Annotated in this window: 1 protein-coding gene; it reads right to left on the reverse strand. The window is 67.0% G+C overall.

The annotated features are described in order from the left end of the window. Positions 1-537: IS5 family transposase (locus ML342_RS11740; protein WP_240127195.1), on the reverse strand; the 537-nt coding region annotated here is incomplete at both ends.

Consider the following 537-nt stretch of genomic DNA (forward strand, 5'->3'; position numbering starts at 1 on the left):
CCTTCATGTAGCCGAACTGCCGCTTGATCACCCGGAACGGGTGCTCCACCTTCGCCCGCAGGCTCGCCTTGTAGCGCTCCCAGCGCTCGGCGTAGCGCCGCTCGCGCTGGTTCTTCATCGCCCGCAGCTTCGCCGGCTTCTCCGCGATCAGGAACGCCGCCGCCACGTCCCGCAGCTCCTCGCGCTTCTCGGCGCCCGTGTAGCCGCTGTCGCCGCAGACGGTGTCCTCCTCGCCGTGCAGCAGCGTGTGCGCCCGCGTCACGTCCGACACGTTCGCCGCCGTGCACGTCACGTGGTGCACCAGGCCCGATGTCTCATCCACGCCAATGTGCGCCTTCATCCCGAAGTACCACTGGTTGCCCTTCCTGGTCTGGTGCATCTCCGGATCCCGGGCTCCGTCGCGGTTCTTGGTCGAGCTCGGCGCGTTGATGATCGTCGCATCGACGATCGTCCCCGACCGAAGGCTCAGACCCTTGCGCTGAAGGTGGGCATTGACCTGCGCAAACAGCTTCTCGGCCAAGCCGTGCGTCTCCAGCA

This window comes from Thermomonas alba (assembly GCF_022419205.1).
GTDB classification, from domain to species: Bacteria; Pseudomonadota; Gammaproteobacteria; order Xanthomonadales; family Xanthomonadaceae; genus Thermomonas; species Thermomonas alba.